Origin of the sequence: Flavobacterium psychrophilum (assembly GCA_001708385.1) — a bacterium.
In the GTDB taxonomy this organism is placed as follows: domain Bacteria; phylum Bacteroidota; class Bacteroidia; order Flavobacteriales; family Flavobacteriaceae; genus Flavobacterium; species Flavobacterium psychrophilum_A.
This window is the reverse complement of sequence record CP012388.1, coordinates 2,355,880-2,370,805: the sequence shown is the minus strand read 5'-3', so window position 1 is coordinate 2,370,805 and position 14,926 is coordinate 2,355,880. Positions and strand designations below refer to the sequence as shown.

The window sequence follows — 14,926 nt, the reverse complement described above, 5'->3', positions numbered from 1 at the left end:
ACAAATAAAACAAAAACTAACTTATAATTCTATTTAAGTAGAGAATATTCAAATTTAGGGTAGCCTCTCACACCACCGTCAGTACCCTGGGTCAATCTTAATTTGTAAATATTTCCAACTGCATCTTTAACTACATAAAAACGATCTGTTTTTATTACAAACTGAGATACCGGTATACCATCAGAACCTGTAACGCTTGTTGCTCTCCAGTTAGAGCCAATATTACGCTGGTCTTCGGTAAATTTAGACGGGTCTACATTGCTTAGTGCAAAGCTTGTATATGTTAGCTGGTCTGTATTTATGACTTCATACGACCTTGCACCGCCTTTGACGTTAGTAACGATAAAATCTGCATAGTAGTAAGGTATAAAGCTACTTCCTGTACTTACAAAGTTTGTAAACGTAGTAAAGTTAATATCCCAAAGGTTTTTTTGAGGCTCAACATTTACAACATTGTTCGTTGTAAAGCTAAAGAACGTAAAGTTGAAAGCTGCATTTTTTGTAATTGTAACTTCCTGGTGCGTTGTAGCGTTGATATCTGCATATTGTAAAACATAATCATTACCACTTCTCAAAATACGTATTTTTTTCCAGCCTCTGTGCGCTCCCGCTGCAGAACCTTCTGTACCTATAGCAGGAGTTGATGCAGAAGGACCGTTACCAAGATTAACAAGATATACAGGGTTTTCAGAATCTGTTGTCGAAACTTCTTTTATTACTGTTTTTGTAATATCTCCAGAAGGATCGTCGATAATGTCGGGACTACCGGCGCCTTGTCCGAAAAGTAATGCACTATCTTCTTGTACTACTTCATCAATATTTGTAGAGCTAAGTGCTTTTGCAGCCATTTTAAGCGAACCGTTAATTACAAGCCTGAAATTATCTGCAGCAGAAAAACCAAGATCCCAAGAAACCCTTGGTACTTCAACTGAACTTGCACCGCTTAAGTCTACGTAAACCTGGTTAGGCTGATTAGGGCCACCTGTAAGCGCAGCAATAGCAGCACCTGAAGATGCAGCCTCATAAAAATTAACCAATGTACTTGTAATACCTGTAGCAGTACCGTTTATAGAGATATTAGATATTGTAAATGTTACGCTCCCTATTTGCTCTTCACTAAGATCTGCAAGATTGTTAAGCGTAAAAGTTGCTCCGGTTGCTCCGGAATTAAAAGGAACAACAACTGTATTACCTGTAGCGGCAGGGGTAGTTGTAAAATCTGTACCATATACTACGTTTGAAGCAGCAAGCTGAACCGTTACCTGACCTGCAGATGAAGCGGGAGCAGAAAATACTATTTGTATTGGTGTGGCAGCGGCAGTAATATTCGTAGACTGGTTAGCAAATGAAACCGAAATTGCAGTCCCGTTCGTTTTGCTATCATCGTCACCGCATGATACGGTAAGCGCAAGTACAAATGCCGATAGCAGGAAAAGAAAACCTTTTTTCATGATATATTGGTATTAATTAAAATTAAGATTATACGATAGTTTTACAAAAAATGATGTGCCGTAACCCAATGGCAATGTTGACGATGGGCCGGCATGACCACCTGTACCTGAAGCCTGTGTTGTTTGTACATTTTTCACATTAAGCAGGTTCCTTGCTCCAACGGTAAGCCCAAGGTTTTTATCCAGGAAAGTTTTGGTTATAGAAGCATCCATCATACTAAACGATGGCACTTTAGATAATTCAAATGTAGTTTCCCCATCAGCGTCAACACCCTGCTGGTATTGCTGGAAACGTCCGTTAAATTTATAATACAGTGCAAAAACAGTATTCCATTTGGGAACCGTGTAGCCAAGACTTCCGTTTAACTGAAGCGAATACAGATAATCATCGCTGGAAACAGCATTTTCAGCCCCTGTATCCAATCTTTGTGCTACTCCTGCAAGAGAAGCTCCAACCTTCGCTTCAAAATCTTTATACGCTAACTGGTGAAGCGTAGAAAAATTCCAGGTTTTATAATTGTTAATGTTTAGATATTGGTATGCAGGAACGGGATCTACTGCTGCCAATACCAAACTTATTTTGTCTTCAACATTAAGATGCGTTACAACAATACTGTTAGAAAGCACAAGACCAGAATCAAAGTATGTTGTCTTTTTTACACTACCTTCATAAGACATACTGTTTTCAGGTACTAAATTTTCATTTCCCTGTACATTATGGTTGCTATCTACAAAGTATGTATATAGTTCGTCAAAATTTGGTGTTTTGTATGACTTACCAAATGATGCCCTCACCTCAAGATTTTTATTAAACAGGTATCTGAAACCTATAGATGATGCCTGTTGATTTTCAAACGCTGATTGAAAAGAATACCTAAATCCCGGACGTATTGAAAATCTCTCGGTACATTTTATCTCTGCTGAAGCATAGATATCATAATTTTCAAGTCTTGCCCTTTTAGATTCACGCTGTCCCGAATCATTTAAAAATAAACCGGCCCTGCCATCTGCAAATCCCTTATCATTAACCAATTCATACCCCAATTGAAAGTCTATAAGTTCACTTTTGAAGAAGTTTGTGAACATACCAGTGGAATATAGAACTTCTTTAGACAGATAAGTAAATCTGTCATTTTTAATTTCATCCCTGCTCAAAATAAGGTAATCAAAAGTTTCAAGATCCCTCGTCTGCTTTTGGTATGAAAGCGATATGTTATAATTGATATCACCAAATAACTTTCCATAAGAATTTAAATGGTGGTAAAATCTTTCTACATAATATCGTCTGTCTTTAGAGTAGTAAGTATCTTCAAAGGGATAATTTGGTATAGGCGTTACAAAAGGACTTGCATAATCTATAACTTCATTCAGGTAATCAAATTTATAGAATACCCTAAAATTGTCTTTATTGTAATTAATAAGTGCATTAGTAATTATCTGTTCTTTAGGTAGCCATGAGCTATAGCCCCTTAACGTATCATTACCTGTATAATTTACACCTTTCTTATTATCATAAAACCCGGCAAAATCGTTTCTGTTAGCTCCTACCGACACAAACCAGTTCTCTGAAATATTATTAGATACCTTAAGCGATTGTATATGTCGCCCTTTATCAAACAAAGCATATTCACTACCTACAGTTTCTTCCTGAATTGCTGCATTAATCTCCCATTTATCCAGTGAAGATTTTTTGGTAATGATATTTAATATTCCACTTACAGCATTGGCTCCGTGTGTTACCCCCATTGAGCCCTCTATTATCTCGATACGCTCTACATCGTTAAGGTTAATCTGTGTAAGGTCTACGTTATTTCCAAGTCCCTGTTCACTAATAACAGGTATGTTATCTATAAGAATTTTAAAATATTGGCCGTCAAGTCCAAACATAGAAACGGTAGATCGTCCACTTTCTCCGTTGGTTCTAACGTTAATATTTAAAGATTGATTTAAAACATCGGCGAGGTTGTTAGCTGCAAGGCGCTCAATATCTTGCCTGGTGATAACCTTAACATTCTGAATTGATTTTCTTAATGACTGAGGTTCAATCTGTCCTGTAGTAACAACTACTTCTTCAAGTTGGGTCACTTTAGGAGGTTTTATGGTGTCTGATACGGTTTGTTGTGCTGTGGCGCTAATACCAATCAGGGATAATATAGATAGGATTACTTGTGTTTGCTTGTGCATTACTAACTTAAGTTAGATTAATTCTAAATTGACTGCAAAGCTAACAGTCAAGTTTTAGATATGCAAATTATTTTTACTAATTCTAAATAAAGCTAATTTTCAGAATATAAAATATTTAGGTAAAAACGATAAATGATCTGCTGTTAATAAATTATCGATTTATAAATATCATGGTTAACTCATGAATAACTGTACGAAATAAATCCTATGATTTTTATCAATCACTACTATTTTTACTATAAAGCAAACCTTCCAAAAAAACAAAAGCTCCTGTTTTCACAGGAGCTTTGATGACATTATAAATATTTTTTAAAGGTCAAAACCCATACTTACTCCCAATTTAGAAGCTATAAGTTTTGTAATTCTGCTTTTTAATGCCGGTATTCTAATACTTTCTATAACCTCATTGCTAAATGCATACATAAGTAAAGCTTTAGCCTCTTTCTGAGGAATACCACGGCTCTGCATGTAGAACATAGCACTGTCGTCAAGCTGGCCAATTGTACAGCCGTGAGAACATTTTACATCATCTGCAAAAATTTCTAGCTGCGGTTTAGCATTTATAGTAGCCTTTTCGCTAAGTAATATATTGTTATTTTGTTGGAAAGCATCTGTTTTCTGCGCTTCTCTTTCTACGTATATTTTACCGTTAAATACCCCTGTAGAATTACCATCAAAAATACCTTTATAGTTTTGGTGACTCTCACAGTTTGGAGTGGCATGCTGAACCAGCGTATAATGATCTACGAGCTGCTTATCTCCGATAATGGTAATACCTTTAAGCGTACTTTCAATATGCTCGCCCTGATGGTAAAAATTAAGGTTGTTACGTGTAATGTTACCTCCAAAAGAAAAAGTATGCACAGACGCATTACTATTAGCTTTCTGAGCGATATAAGTATTATCTACCAGGTTAGCACTTTGCAGGTCATTTTGTATTTTATAATAATCTACAATAGCTCTTTGCTGTACAAATATTTCTGTAACCGAATTGGTTAACACCGGATTACCATTAAGGCTTTGGTGTCTTTCAATAATTTGTACCTGGGCATTTTCGCCAACAATTACAAGATTACGGGGTTGTACCATAATGGCAGCCTCGTTGCCTGTAGAGAAGCACATAAGCTCAATTGGTTTTTCAACAACTTTCCCTTTAGGAACGTTAATGTAGGCACCTTCGCTTGCAAACGCAGTATTTAGCGATGTAAGGCTGTCTTCTGTATTGGCGATTGAATTAAAATAAGTATCAATAACTTCCTTATACTTTGGCTTTGTAAGCGCGGAAGACATAAGACAGATATCTACTCCTTCGTGTGTTGTAGACGACAGGAATGAACTAAAAACACCATCTATAAGAACAACTTTATAAGTATCGATTTCGTGAATAAAATACTTTTTCACATCCTCGTAACTTACTACACTTTCCTCTTTCGGGAAAACACTAAAATCGTTCTTAAGCACCGCATTTAGCGATGTATATTTCCATGCTTCCTCTTTTTTGGTAGGAAAGCCTTTAGCCTCAAAATTTTTAAGGGCTTCGGTTCGAATATCGTGAAGATCGGCTGTAACATCAACCTGCTCTTCAAAAGCCATAAACGAGGATAATAATTTTTCCTTCAACTCCATCTTAATTCTCCGATTTAATCCAGTCGTATCCTTTTTCTTCAAGTTCGTAAGCAAGCTCTTTACCGCCCGATTTTACGATTTTTCCATTGTAAAGTACGTGTACAAAATCAGGAACTATATAATCAAGAAGCCTTTGGTAGTGTGTAATAACAATTACAGCATTGTCTTCGCTACGTAGTTTGTTCACGCCATTAGCAACAATTCTAAGTGCATCGATATCAAGACCAGAATCGGTTTCATCAAGAATAGCCAGCTTTGGTTCAAGCATAGCCATCTGGAAGATCTCGTTACGTTTTTTCTCACCACCCGAAAATCCTTCGTTAAGTGAACGGGAAAGGAATTTACGGTCAATTTCAAGCATTTCGCTTTTTTCGCGGATAAGCTTAAGCATTTCGTTAGCAGGCATTTCTTCTTGTCCTTTTGCTTTGCGGCTTTCGTTGATCGCTGTTTTCATGAAGTTCGTTACAGATACTCCAGGTATTTCTACAGGATACTGAAACGATAAGAAAACACCTTTATGTGCTCTTTCTTCAGGAGCCAGTTCGCCAATATCTTCCCCTTCAAGAAGGATCTCACCATCGGTTACTTCATAATCTTCTTTACCGGCAATAACCGATGAAAGTGTACTCTTACCTGAACCGTTTGGCCCCATGATAGCGTGTACTTCACCAGCTTTAACCTCAAGGTTAATACCTCTTAGAATATCTTTATCCTCAACACGCGCGTGTAAATTCTTAATACTTAACATTGCTTTTTTTGTTTAAGGTTTAAAGTTTAAAGTTGCCTATTGGAACTTTGTACCCTTAAAATCCTTATTATTCAAATAGATTATAAAATTGTTTATTTTACCGCTAAGATTCTCAAAACTATCTTTTAGATGTATAAATCTATCTTGATCTATATAACCAAAATCAAAAATCCTATATAATTGTGAACTCGCTTCACCTGCTGAACCCTTTGCAATAGATAAAAACTGCCTGAATTCAGTATTGCCATTTCTTTCAAAGCCTTCGGCAATATTACCCATAATAGATCCTGAAGATGCCTTTATCTGATCACGTAATCTGAAATCAGACTTTAAAGCGGTCTCAACAGATATTATATATATTTCTCTGGTTAGCCTTCTGGCTTCCTGCCAAATTTCCAGATCTTCAAATCTTTTTATCGTTGCCATATTGTTTATATAAGGGTTGCTGAGCAACTTTAAACCTTAAACTTTAAACAAATTAAACTTATCCTACCGATCCTTCTAACGAAATTTCAAGTAGTTTCTGTGCCTCAACAGCAAACTCCATTGGTAGTTTGTTTAGCACTTCTTTACTAAATCCGTTAACGATAAGGGCAATAGCTTTTTCCGTTGGGATACCCCTTTGGTTGCAATAGAAAACCTGGTCCTCTCCAATTTTACTTGTAGTAGCCTCGTGTTCTATTTTAGCTGTTGTATTCTTAGATTCTATGTATGGGAAGGTATGCGCTCCACAATTGTTACCCATTAATAATGAGTCACATTGCGAGAAGTTACGTGCATTTTCTGCCCTTGCACCAATTTGTACAAGTCCGCGGTAACTGTTTTGCGATTTACCGGCAGAAATACCTTTGGAAATAATAGTACTCTTAGTGTTTTTACCAAGGTGAATCATCTTTGTACCTGTATCTGCCTGTTGGTAGTTATTGGTAACAGCAATAGAGTAAAACTCCCCTACCGAATTATCACCTTTAAGGATACAGCTTGGGTATTTCCAAGTAACAGCAGAACCGGTTTCAACCTGTGTCCATGATATTTTAGCGTTCTTTTCGCAGATACCACGTTTCGTCACAAAGTTATATACACCACCTTTACCCTCTTTATTACCGGGGAACCAGTTTTGTACCGTACTGTATTTTATTTCGGCATCATCAAGTGCAATAAGTTCAACAACAGCGGCGTGCAGTTGGTTCTCGTCACGAGAAGGTGCAGTACATCCTTCAAGGTAACTAACGTAGCTTCCTTCATCGGCTATTACTAACGTACGCTCAAACTGACCTGTACCAGCCTGATTAATCCTGAAATAAGTAGAAAGCTCCATTGGGCATCGCACTCCTTTAGGAATGTAGCAGAAAGACCCGTCAGAGAATACAGCAGAGTTAAGCGCTGCATAAAAATTGTCTTTTTGCGGCACTACAGACCCTATGTATTTCTTAACAAGTTCAGGATGTTCTTTTATAGCTTCCGAAATCGGGCAAAAAATAATGCCTTTTTCAGCAAGTGTTTTCTTGAATGTTGTAGCAACAGAAACTGAATCTACTACGATATCCATCGCAACGTTATTCATCATCTTTTGCTCATCAATAGAAATACCCAGCTTTTTGTACATTGCCAATAGCTCAGGATCTACGTCGTCCAGCGTTTTATTAGCATCAATTGCTTTAGGCGCAGAATAATATGAAATTGCCTGAAAATCAGGTTTTTCATAATGAACGTTAGCCCATGTTGGTTCAGCCATTTCCTGCCATGCACGAAAAGCCTCAAGGCGCCAGTCCGTCATCCATTCAGGCTCTTCTTTCTTTTTAGAAAGTGCCCTAACGATGTCTTCATTAAGCCCAATGGGAAATGTTTCAGATTCAATGTCAGTATAAAAACCGTACTCGTACTCTTTGTTTTCGAGTTCAATCTTTAATTCCTCTTCAGTATACTTACTCATTATCTTGTTGTTTCAGGTTTAAAGTTTCAGGTTTAAGGTTGCTCACTCAAATCCGGAAACACTACTGAAATGCTATTTTAATTTATTAAAAGAGAGTTTTTATTTCAGGCCGCTAAGCAACTTTAAACCTGAAACCTTAAACTTCTATAGAGAGAAGCTCTCCCCACATCCGCATGTTCTTTGCGCATTTGGGTTGTTAAAGACAAAACCTTTACCATTTAATCCCCCTGAATATTCAAGGATAGTACCTGCTAAATACAGGAAACTTTTTTTATCAACGGCAATTTTTATATTGTTGTCTTCAAATACTTTATCATTTTCGCCCAGGGCTTTGTCAAATTTCAATTCATATGACAAACCTGAACACCCACCGCTTTTAACGCCTACCCTTACAAAATCGGTAGATGCATCAAAGCCATCATCTTCCATTAGAGATACAACTCTCTTTTTAGCTGTGTCAGATACTTTTATCATAACTTAATACTTATAATTAGTCTAAATTTAGTGCAAAGATACCACATTTTTATATAATGCAATAATCACTACTCTTTTTATACAAATACTAGTATAAGCAATAGTTATACCAACTGTTTACTACAAATTTGTTAAATTGCCTCCTATAAATTTACAGTAATGAAATTATACCCAATAGAGAGCGGAAACTTTAAACTTGATGGTGGCGCAATGTTTGGCGTAGTGCCTAAAACAATATGGAACAAGACCAACCCAGCCGATAATAACAACTTAATAGACCTTGCTGCGCGCTGCCTTCTAATCGAGGATGGTAATCGCCTTATTTTAATTGACACCGGAATGGGAAACAAACAAAGTGAAAAATTCTTTGGCTACTATTCCATGTGGGGCGATCATAGCATCGATAAATCATTGGCAAGTCATGGTTTTAGCCGCGATGATGTTACCGATGTGTTTATGACACACCTGCATTTTGACCATTGCGGAGGTAGCGTTCAGTGGAACAAAGACCGTACAGGTTACGAACCGGCATTTAAAAATGCTAACTTCTGGACTAACGAAAATCATTGGGAATGGGCAACCAGACCGAATGCCCGTGAAAAAGCATCTTTTCTGACGGAAAACATAATCCCTATGCAGGAAAGCGGACAGCTTAAATTTATCGACAGGCCACAAGCCGGATTTTTAGAGAAAAGCGAACTGGGCTTTGGAATATTTTTCGCCGATGGCCACACAGAGAAACAAATGATTCCGCATATTGAATATAACGGAAAGACAATTGTTTTTATGGCCGATTTACTACCTACAGTTGGACATATTCCGCTACCTTATGTTATGGGTTACGATACGCGCCCGCTTTTAACGATAGATGAGAAAGCACATTTTTTAAATACCGCAGCAGAAAAAGGTTACTATCTTTTCCTGGAACATGATGCGCACAATCAAATTATAACTGTAGAACAGACAGAAAAAGGTGTTCGTCTCAAGGAACATTTTAACTTCAACGATATTCTTTAACCTACTGTATCCTTGAAAAAAAGGAAGTTTTTTACCTTTTTGAAAAAAAACTTCCTTTTTTGTGTAACATTTCTTAATAAAGCCAGTCTATAGATATATCCGAATTGTAATTACAGAATATTTATTCTTTAAATATATATACCCGCGGAGATATTGAAATAGATTGAGTTAGTATACAATCACAGCAATATATGCTGCGGGTTTCTTTTTTAACAGGCACTTAATCTAAAGTAGTTCGCCAGCTTCACTAAAAAGTCTTTATTCATAAAAACTTTCTAAAATAATATCCTAATTTAATGTTAATAACTAATTTTGTGTAACAAAATGAGGATAATTTAGACCTATCCTAAAAATACGTAACTTACAGACTATGAAATTTAGATCAATTTACCTGTCGGTTGCATTGGCATTAGCCCTTGCAAGCTGCGGGACTTCAAAAATCACGGCAGAACCAATTGCCATAAAAACCCCTATAACTGCTAAAAAAGCAGCTCTTACAGAAAATCAGGAAAAACGCTGGAGCCATCTGGACCTTATAAACGATACAATCCCGGGAATGAGTGTAGACCGCGCTTATGAACTTCTTAAAGGCAGAAAAAGCCAAAAAGTTGTTGTAGGCGTTGTAGATTCTGGCGTTGATATTAACCACCCCGATCTAAAACCGGTAATCTGGAACAATCCTAAAGAAACTGCAGGAAACAATAAAGACGACGATAACAACGGATACATTGACGATATTCATGGCTGGAACTTTCTGGGAAAAGCAGAGCATGAAAATCTTGAATACGTTCGTATCCTTAAAAAAGGAGATGACGGTTCGGCCACTTACAAAAGGGCTAAAGCTGAATTTGAAAAAGAATCAAGAGAAGCTCAGGCAGGTAAACAGCAAATGGATTTTATAGCTAAAGCTGACCAGAAAATCAGGGCTGAGCTTAAAAAAGGCAACTATACTGTAGAAGACCTTAAAAACCTTAAGTCTAACGATCAGCTTGTTAATGCTGTAAAACCTCAGCTAGTACAAATTCTTAGCCGTATGCCAAAGGCAGAATTTGATAAAGAAATTGAAGGTGGAAAAGAGCATTACGACAATCAGCTGGCGTACAACCTAAACCAAAAATTTGACGGCCGTAAGGTTGTAGGCGATAACCCGGACGATATTAACGATAAAAACTATGGCGATAACAATGTTATCGGCCCGGTTGCAGAAGGTGCTAAACACGGTACTCACGTAGCAGGTATCATTGCTCAGCAAAGAGGTAATAATCTTGGCGGAGACGGTGTTGCAAGCGGCAATGTAGAAATTATGGCTGTACGTGCCGTGCCGGATGGTGATGAGTACGATAAAGATGTTGCTCTTGCAATTCGTTATGCTGTAGACAATGGCGCTAAGGTTATCAACGGAAGCTTTGGTAAATATTACTCTACGCATAGTGACTGGGTATATGATGCTATTAAATATGCTGCTGATAAAGATGTGCTAATTGTATGTGCGGCAGGTAACGAAAGCATGGACCTTAATGCAGACGGTAAAACAGCAGAGCGTTACCCTAATGACAGCAGAATTGGCGGACCGGAAATTGCAGATAATTTCCTTACAATTGGTGCTATCAGCTATAACTACGATTCAAGCCTTCTTGCAGATTTCTCTAACTATGGTAAAACAGAAGTAGATATTTTTAGCCCAGGTGTTAGAATTTATGCTACAACGCCAAACAATAACTATGAATACCTTCAGGGAACATCTATGGCTTCGCCAAATGCAGCAGGAGTAGCAGCACTTATCCGCTCTTACTACCCAACGCTAACGGCTCCACAAGTTAAACATATTATTATGGACTCCGGCTTATCGGTAGATCTTCAGGTTAACCTTGGTGGTGATCCAGCAGATAAAAGGGCATTCAGTGAAATTTCAAGAACAGGTAAAATAATCAATGCATACAATGCGGTTATCCTGGCTGACAAAGTTTCAAGAGAAAAGAAATAAATAATTCAGAATAGAAAATTTTTTATAAATGGAAGGGCGCAATCCCTTCCATTTTTTTATTTTTAACACATGAAAAAACTACTCTTACTTGCAGTGCTATCGGCTGGCAGCCTATATGCACAGAACAATCCTAATCCCGGCTACTGGCAACAGCACGTAGACTACAAGATGGATGTGTCTATGGATGTAAAGACGTACCGCTACAATGGTAAACAGGAGCTGGTATACACTAATAACTCTAAAGACACACTTACACGTGTTTTTTATCATTTGTACAATAATGCTTTTCAGCCGGGCAGCGATATGGATGCACGCCTTAAAGCCATTTCAGATCCGGATAAAAGGATGGTTAAGAGCTTTAAAAATGCGGGCAAAACTACTTTTGAAAGTAGAATAAGCGCCCTTAAGCCCGATGAAATTGGCTACCTGAAAATTACAAATCTCAAGCAGGACGGTGCCGCAGCTACCAATAAAGTAGCAGGTACAATCCTTGAGGTAACGCTTGCTAAGCCACTACTTCCCGGAAAATCGTCAACTTTTACGTTAGATTTTGAAGGACAGGTACCTTTACAGATTCGCCGCAGTGGAAGGAACAGCAGCGAAGGTGTTGCGCTTTCTATGACGCAATGGTTCCCTAAAATGGCAGAATACGATTTTGAAGGCTGGCACGCCAACCCTTATATAGCCCGTGAGTTTCATGGGGTTTGGGGTAATTTTGATGTGAAGATCACAATCGATAAAGACTATACAATTGGTGGGTCGGGATATCTTCAAAACAAAAACGAGATTGGTAAAGGATATCAGGATGAAGGCGTACAGGTTACGTACCCTAAAAAGGCCAAAACCCTTACATGGCATTTTGTAGCGCCTAATGTACACGACTTTGCATGGGCAGCCGATAACAATTACGCCCATGATAAAATAATGGGTGAGAACAATACAGAACTTCACTTCTTCTATAAAAACACACCTGAAAACCAGGACGGATGGAAAAGGCTTCAGCCGAAAACGGCGGAGATACTTGCATTCTACAATAAAACAGTTGGTCCGTATCCGTACAAGCAATACTCTGTAATTCAGGGTGGCGATGGCGGTATGGAGTATGCAATGTGTACACTTATTACCGGTCGTAGTTATGAAGGCCTTGTAGGTGTTACCGCACACGAGTTTGGGCATTCGTGGTTTCAGCATGTGCTGGCATCAAACGAAACAAAACACGGTTGGATGGACGAAGGTTTTACCACCTATATAGAAGACCTTGCTATGCATACGCTTATGCCTCCAAAAGATAAAAAGGAAGAAGAAAGCAATCCGTTCGCAGGTTCATACGCCAATTACTTTTATATGGTAAAAAGTGGTAAAGAACAACCGCTAAGCACACAGGCAGACCGATTTGACCTGAACATGCTATACAGCATATCGTCATACAGCAAAGGTTCAATCTTTCTTGCGCAGCTTGGCTATGTAATTGGTGAAGATAAACTGGCACAAACCATTAAACGTTTTTATGCCGACTATAAGTTTACGCACCCAACACCAAACGACATTAAACGTACTGCCGAAAAACTTACAGGTGCCCAGCTGGACTGGTATCTTGTAGACTGGACACAAACTACAAACACTATTGACTACAGCATTAAAGCTGCTGAAGACGGTAATAATACAAAAGTTACTCTGGAGCGTATCGGGCGTATGCCAATGCCTATAGATATTATCGCGGTATATGAAGATGGTACACAGGAAACCTTTTATGTTCCACTACGAATGATGCGTTACATAAAAGACAACCCCTACCCTAATTTAAAGCGCACTGTGCTTCCGGATTGGGACTGGGCATACCAAACTTACGATTTCACTATAAACAAGCCTAAAAAAGCAATTAAAATGCTTGTAATAGATCCTGCAGAATTAATGGCCGATGTAAACAGGGAAAATAATGTTTATTCCGGGAACTAGATCTTAATCGACAGTTTAAAAGGTACAAAACAAAAAAGCAGTACTTCACAGTACTGCTTTTTTTTATTCTGATAGCACAACGCTCTGCACACTGCGACTGTAAACTGAAAACTATTTTCTATTCATCCTGATATGCGGAATGCCATCCTCAAGATACTGCTCGCCGTCCTGAACAAAACCGTGGGTTTCATAGAATTTTTTAAGATACAACTGTGCTGAAATAGTTATAGCTGATGTCTTATAATTTTCTGCAATGGCAACTATTCCGGCGGCAATAAGATCGTGACCCCATTTTCTGTCGCGAAATTTCTCACCGATAACAACTCTGCCTATAGAGGCATTATCAAAGTAATCACCGGGTGCAAAAAGACGGCTGTAAGCGGCAATTTCACCGTCATAAACGCCAAGAACATGTAATGCCTTCTCATCTTTACCGTCTATATCCTGGTAGACGCAATCCTGTTCCACTACAAACACTTCACTACGCAATTGCAGTGTCTTGTATAGTTCGGTTAAAGAAAGTTCGTTAAATCGCTTTATTTTAAATTGTGGTTTCATAAAAACTGAACCGATTTAATGATAGACTCCAGTTCTATTACCAAATCTCTTTTAGGTGACGAAGGGCTGTAGATAAATCCTTCAATAATTAAATAGCAGTTGTGCTTATCATCGCGGATGGCATAGTTAAGAAACGGCCCGTTCATAAAATCGTTTTCCATCTCCCAGTTACCGCGGGTTTCAAAAGTGCGCTTATCTTTAAAACTGGTCATGTACAGGTAAGGTGAATACGCTTCTTCCGTAATCATGAACGTAGACGGTTCCTGGCCGTGTATATACTGGCTGCCAATAGAATCGCGCATTTTAATGATATTCGTCACGATAGTTTTATCGTGTTCAATAACATCGTAAGGCACTTTGTAAATAAGAATGTTAGTATTACCGCTGGGAATATCTTTTTTAAGCCATACAAAATCATTGTTTTGTAAAGCATAGCTGTAAGTAACCGGTACGTTGATAGAGATGTTGTACTGCGACTCTATCTTTTTTTCGTCCAGTAACCCAAGCTTTATATTTCTCTGCTGGTTTTCGGCGATTTCGGTTTCCCTTATCTTTCGGATTATCTCATCCGAATGCATGTCTATAAGATCCAGTATTTCGTCTATAGATTTGCCTTTAATGGTAAATACATTCTGCGGGGCGCAGTAATTATTCCGTTTAAAGTCGAATACTTTTTTTACCGCTTTATCAACAACGATAATGTTGCGGCCCTTTTTCATAGGGCCGTCAAACGATTTGTCGTGAACCTGGTTAAGGGTAAAAATAGGTTCTTCCAGTGTAAGCCCGTCTACCGGAGCCGCAAGCTTTTTACGAAGGCTGTCGCCCACCTCGCCGTTCCATAATACATCGCTTATTACAATGGAAATCTCGTTGATGTTACCCTTAGAAGAGTCGGCATCATCGTGCTTATCTTTTCCGCATGCTGCGAAACAAAGCACAAAAACCAGTAATACCGCAGCTTTAAGGCTTTTCATCAAATTATATTTATCGGGTAA

At 38.2% G+C, this 14,926-nt stretch carries 12 protein-coding genes; 3 read left to right on the top strand and 9 right to left on the bottom strand.

The window, feature by feature from the left end:
- Window positions 1–29: 29 nt before the first annotated feature.
- The 7 genes from ALW18_10335 to ALW18_10305 form a co-directional block, all read right to left on the bottom strand.
- Entirely contained in the window at window positions 30–1,106 is a 1,077-nt protein-coding gene (locus tag ALW18_10335; GenBank protein AOE54379.1) for a hypothetical protein, read from the bottom strand.
- A gap of 357 nt (window positions 1,107–1,463) precedes the next feature.
- On the bottom strand, window positions 1,464–3,635 hold the full coding sequence (locus tag ALW18_10330; GenBank protein AOE52874.1) for a TonB-dependent receptor: 2,172 nt from the start codon (window positions 3,633–3,635) through the stop codon (window positions 1,464–1,466).
- Window positions 3,636–3,944: 309 nt separating this feature from the next.
- Window positions 3,945–5,261: a Fe-S cluster assembly protein SufD gene (locus tag ALW18_10325; GenBank protein AOE52873.1), complete on the bottom strand. Its 1,317-nt coding sequence runs from the start codon at window positions 5,259–5,261 to the stop codon at window positions 3,945–3,947.
- A gap of 1 nt (window position 5,262) precedes the next feature.
- A complete protein-coding gene (sufC, locus tag ALW18_10320; protein ID AOE52872.1) occupies window positions 5,263–6,009 on the bottom strand; it encodes a cysteine desulfurase in 747 nt (248 codons plus the stop codon).
- A gap of 36 nt (window positions 6,010–6,045) precedes the next feature.
- The gene (locus ALW18_10315) at window positions 6,046–6,435 is read right to left on the bottom strand and encodes a 30S ribosomal protein S23 (protein AOE52871.1); all 390 of its coding nucleotides are present in this window, start codon (window positions 6,433–6,435) and stop codon (window positions 6,046–6,048) included.
- A gap of 58 nt (window positions 6,436–6,493) precedes the next feature.
- A complete protein-coding gene (locus ALW18_10310; protein ID AOE52870.1) occupies window positions 6,494–7,942 on the bottom strand; it encodes a cysteine desulfurase in 1,449 nt (482 codons plus the stop codon).
- 144 nt (window positions 7,943–8,086) lie between these two features.
- The gene (locus ALW18_10305) at window positions 8,087–8,416 is read right to left on the bottom strand and encodes a [Fe-S]-binding protein (GenBank protein AOE52869.1); all 330 of its coding nucleotides are present in this window, start codon (window positions 8,414–8,416) and stop codon (window positions 8,087–8,089) included.
- 159 nt (window positions 8,417–8,575) lie between these two features.
- Here ALW18_10305 and ALW18_10300 point away from each other — a divergent pair, with 159 nt between their 5' ends.
- The 3 genes from ALW18_10300 to ALW18_10290 all read left to right on the top strand — a co-directional run bounded on the left by ALW18_10300 (window position 8,576) and on the right by ALW18_10290 (window position 13,373).
- Window positions 8,576–9,433: a beta-lactamase gene (locus ALW18_10300; protein AOE52868.1), complete on the top strand. Its 858-nt coding sequence runs from the start codon at window positions 8,576–8,578 to the stop codon at window positions 9,431–9,433.
- Between the two features lie 370 nt (window positions 9,434–9,803).
- Window positions 9,804–11,417, top strand: coding sequence for a peptidase S8 (locus ALW18_10295; protein AOE52867.1), 1,614 nt, complete (start codon window positions 9,804–9,806; stop codon window positions 11,415–11,417).
- 69 nt (window positions 11,418–11,486) lie between these two features.
- Window positions 11,487–13,373: a peptidase M1 gene (locus tag ALW18_10290; GenBank protein ID AOE52866.1), complete on the top strand. Its 1,887-nt coding sequence runs from the start codon at window positions 11,487–11,489 to the stop codon at window positions 13,371–13,373.
- Window positions 13,374–13,484: 111 nt separating this feature from the next.
- On the opposite strand, the gene ALW18_10285 is transcribed toward ALW18_10290, so the two are convergent.
- Both ALW18_10285 and ALW18_10280 read right to left on the bottom strand, forming a co-directional pair.
- Window positions 13,485–13,931, bottom strand: a complete 447-nt coding sequence (locus tag ALW18_10285; protein ID AOE52865.1) for a GNAT family acetyltransferase — start codon at window positions 13,929–13,931, stop codon at window positions 13,485–13,487.
- Complete coding sequence (locus ALW18_10280) at window positions 13,928–14,905, bottom strand: endonuclease (GenBank protein AOE52864.1); 978 nt, start codon at window positions 14,903–14,905, stop codon at window positions 13,928–13,930. Before ALW18_10280 ends, ALW18_10285 begins: the two co-directional genes overlap by 4 nt.
- Window positions 14,906–14,926: the final 21 nt, after the last annotated feature.